General features: G+C 45.2%; 3 protein-coding genes. 2 read left to right on the forward strand and 1 reads right to left on the reverse strand.

The window, feature by feature from the left end; all coding sequences use genetic code 11:
• Positions 1-113 precede the first annotated feature (113 nt).
• Positions 114-1,511: an MATE family efflux transporter gene (locus tag ACZ25G_RS04095; protein WP_342680252.1), complete on the forward strand. Its 1,398-nt coding sequence runs from the start codon at positions 114-116 to the stop codon at positions 1,509-1,511.
• Positions 1,512-1,612: 101 nt separating this feature from the next.
• Here the strand turns inward: ACZ25G_RS04095 and dhaS are convergent, their stop codons facing one another.
• A complete protein-coding gene (gene dhaS / locus ACZ25G_RS04100) occupies positions 1,613-2,212 on the reverse strand; it encodes a dihydroxyacetone kinase transcriptional activator DhaS (protein ID WP_463681637.1) in 600 nt (199 codons plus the stop codon).
• 486 nt (positions 2,213-2,698) lie between these two features.
• On the opposite strand from dhaS, the gene ACZ25G_RS04105 reads away from it, so the two are divergent.
• Positions 2,699-3,838: an AI-2E family transporter gene (locus ACZ25G_RS04105; protein WP_463681638.1), complete on the forward strand. Its 1,140-nt coding sequence runs from the start codon at positions 2,699-2,701 to the stop codon at positions 3,836-3,838.
• Positions 3,839-4,043: the final 205 nt, after the last annotated feature.

A 4,043-nucleotide genomic window follows, 5' to 3' on the forward strand; every position in this document is an offset into this window, starting at 1 on the left:
TTCCTAAAACAAATCTTCCGGGGCTTCACCGAAGAAGAAATAAAACAATTTGCAAAATTTAACGAGCGAATTGCTGAGAATACAAAAATAGTTGGGGAAAGAGGAGAAATCATATGACAGAAGAGAAAGATTTTCTGGGAAAGGAACCGGTAGGCAGACTTCTTTTAAAATTGGCCCTTCCCACCGTAACAGCGCAAATCATCAATATGCTGTACAACATTGTTGACCGCATTTACATTGGCCATATTCCGAAGATTGGCGACATGGCGCTGACCGGTGTTGGCGTTTGTATGCCTTTGATTATGATTGTAACAGCATTCGCCGCCTTTGCGGGATATGGCGGCGCGCCTAGAGCCTCTATCCATATGGGAAGAGGTGATCACGATGCAGCAGAAAGGACAATGGGCAACTGCTTTGTCGTACAGCTCATTATTTCTGTCGTTCTAACAGCGGCGCTGCTGATTTGGAACCGGGATTTTCTCATGGCCTTTGGAGCCAGCGAAAACACCATTGCATATGGCGTCGAATACATGAATATCTACGCCATGGGTACCCTTTTCGTCCAGATGACTTTGGGAATGAACGCTTTCATTACTGCGCAGGGCTTTGCTAAAACTGGTATGCTTTCGGTACTGATCGGCGCAGTGGCCAATATTATTCTCGACCCCATCTTTATTTTTGGTTTTCATATGGGTGTTGCGGGTGCCGCCTGGGCAACCATCATTTCCCAGGCAATGTCCTGTGTATGGGTGCTCCTTTTCCTCTGCGGTAAAAAGACCCATTTAAAACTCCGCAAGAAGAATTTTAGGCTGGAGAGAAAAATCGTCCTCCCCAGCCTGGCTTTGGGCTTGTCAACCTTTATCATGCAGGCCAGTGAAAGCGTCATTTCCATCTGCTTCAACTCCTCCCTGCTGCGTTATGGCAGTGATATTGCCGTTGGCGCCATGACCATTCTGACCAGTGTCATGCAGTTTGCTATGCTGCCGCTGCAAGGATTGGGACAGGGAGCACAGCCCATCATCAGCTACAATTACGGTGCACGCAATCCTGATCGGGTAAAGGCTGCCTTTAAATTGTTACTGAAGGCCAGCCTCGTCTACTCTACCCTGTTATGGGCCTGTGTCATGGTCTTCCCCCAAGCATTTGCCGCTATGTTTACCGATTCCCAGCCACTGATTGCTTTTACCAAAACCGCTTTGCGAATCTATATGGCCTGCCTGCTTCTGTTTGGTATTCAGGTTTCCTGTCAGATGACCTTCACCTCACTTGGTAACGCCAAGGCATCTATTTTGGTGGCAGTCATGCGGAAATTCATCTTATTGATCCCATTAATTTATATCATGCCCCTGATCTTTTCTGCCGATAAAACCACCGCTGTTTATATGGCAGAGCCAGTCGCAGATTTCTTAGCTGTTTCTTTCACCATCGTACTCTTTACTTTCCAATTCCGGAAAGCTTTAAAACAAATATCCGGGCCTTCGGATGACAAAAAAGCACTGCGACAAGGCTAAGAAGGTTGTCTGCTGCCAGTCGGAGATATCATCTAAGAAAAGTAGCCAGTTAAAAAGCATCGCTATAAACAAATGATTCATAAAGGGAAAGAGCTGTCTCATCATCGAGACAGCTCTTTCCCTTTACTACTTGCTTTTTTTATTTTTTCTTCCGGTTCGTCTGAAAGCTTCTGAAGTATCGTGTCTGAGGTCCGCAGCAGGCAGTTTTTCAACAGCTGGGTAAACTCCTTTGCCGGCATACAGTCTTTATCCAGCAGCCATCGTTTGATGGCGCACAGGAAGGCATCAGCATAAAAATTTACATAAAATGCAAGCGCGTCGTCCCGTCCGAAGATTTTCTCCATATCTGAAGAAATAATAGTGTCCCCAATGTCACGGAAGTATTCTGAAAAGGAATTTTGTCCATCTACACTGAGCGTCTTGCGGTAGAAACTGCGGTTATCATAAAAATAGGCGCAAAGATCCTCTAGCAATTCCCATCCCGTATTGTACCCCTTTTCTTTCAGAACCGCCACACATTCCGTATAATAAATCCAGTTGACCAGGTCATATTTATCCTTAAAATGATAGTAAAAGCTTTTACGGTTCATATCACAGGCCGCACAGATATCGCTGACACTGATCTTGGAGAAGGACTTTGTCTCCATCAACTCCTTCAGAGCGGCTGCCAGCGCCCGCTTGGTGATATTCGAATCCGGCAAAAGCCCACCTCCTGTCCATATTTATTATGTCAATATATCATAAAAGCCCGAGAGAATCAACAAAAAAACCTCTTATCCCCCTTTCTGCTTTTGGGACAAATTCGTCTAAGTGTCCCAAAAAGTAACACTTTTTTAAAAGCGGGAAAAAGTGTAACAGGATGGCCTTTTGTCCAATGACAGGGCACCGGTGGGCTGATAAAATAATAACATTAACATACGGCAGGAGGAATCTTTGTTGACACCCCATTCTGCCCACTCTTGATGTTCCTCTAGAAAAGGGGCTTGGCAGGTCACAGGCCTACCCTCAGCTTTTGCAATATACGGTGGAGAATAAATCATCGAGACGAAAAAGAGAATTAATCTCGAGCAATCTTTTGTAAAGCCTAGATAAAAACAGAAACAGGTCCAAAAAGCTCTCTATGGCCTGTAACCTGATAAGTCATCAGCATTAAGATGTTGTATCTCACATCATAAAAGGAGGGACGTATGGATAAGAAAACACTGAAGACCTATCTATTGCTAATATCCTTTACCATCGGGCTGGTGTTGATCGCTGTGCATTTTGAAAAGATCATCAGCGGAATCAGTATCTTTCTCCAGCTTTTGACCCCATTTTTTATAGGCATTATCATTGCTTTTGTCCTCAACCGCCCCTATGAGTGGTTTTGCCAGCTGTATGGCAAGCGATGGGGGCTAAATTCTCGAATATCGCGGATACTGGCGATTATTACTGTATATATACTGGCTTTCGGCGCAATTATCCTGCTGATCTGTCTGGTGGTACCGGAACTCATCCGAAATTTATCCCTATTTGCAGGAAGTGCTGATCAGTATCTATTAGATGCGCAAGCAGCACTCAACGGATTCACCGAGCAGCTGAATCTCCCGCCGGTGGATTTAAGTGCTCTGATCGATACGGTCAGCCGCTATCTGGGAACACTGTCCAATGCTATCGAAGAGATGATCCCCCAGATCATTGAGGTAACCGGCAGCCTCATATCCGGAGTAATCACCGGTTTTATCTCCATTGTATTGTCAGTCTATCTTCTAAGTGGTAAGGACCAATTGCTGAAACAGCTGCGGCGGGCATTGAAAGTATATCTGCCCAAACGCACCCATTCTTTTTTTGGCAGACTCTACCAGATTGTTGCCCAGGTCTTTGGTGACTATGTGGCCGGACAATGCAAAGAAGCTGTCATTCTAGGTGTCCTCTGCTTTATCGGCATGATGATTCTACAGCTGGATTATGCAGCCCTGATCAGTTCGGTCATTGCTGTTACTGCTTTGATCCCCATGCTCGGAGCATACATCGGAGGAGCCGTTGGTGTAATTCTCTTGCTGTTTATTTCTCCTGCAAAAGCGTTGATTTTCCTCATATTCTTGATTGTTCTTCAACAGGTAGAAGGAAATCTTATCTATCCGAGAGTTGTTGGGCGCAAAATCGGCCTGCCAGGTCTTTGGGTCCTCGTCGGCATTACGGTAGGCGGCAGATTATTCGGAACATGGGGGATGCTGTTGGCGGTTCCTGCTACCACCGTCATTTATCAGGTACTGAAAAGAGACGTAAAAAGGCGTGAAGAAGACAACAGTAAAAACAAAAATGAACTGAGCGTTCAAATGCAATAAAACAGAAAAGATCACAGATAGTCTCTAATCCGATACGTAATAGAAATCTTTTTCTCTATTTCCCACTCATTTTTCACAAAAAAGAAAAGACCGATCAACGGCTTATCTTCGCCATTCATCGGTCTTTTTTTGGTCCGAGTGACAGGAGTCGAACCTGCGGCCTCTTGAACCCCATTCAAGCGCGCTACCAAGCTGCGCTACACCC

The sequence above is a fragment of the Zongyangia sp. genome (assembly GCF_965361945.1).

Bases quoted from the DNA above. Each gene is read 5' to 3' on its own strand.
- ACZ25G_RS04095 (WP_342680252.1), top strand. From the start codon at position 114: ATGACAGAAGAGAAAGATTTTCTGGGAAAGGAACCGGTAGGCAGACTT.
- ACZ25G_RS04105 (WP_463681638.1), top strand. From the start codon at position 2,699: ATGGATAAGAAAACACTGAAGACCTATCTATTGCTAATATCCTTTACC.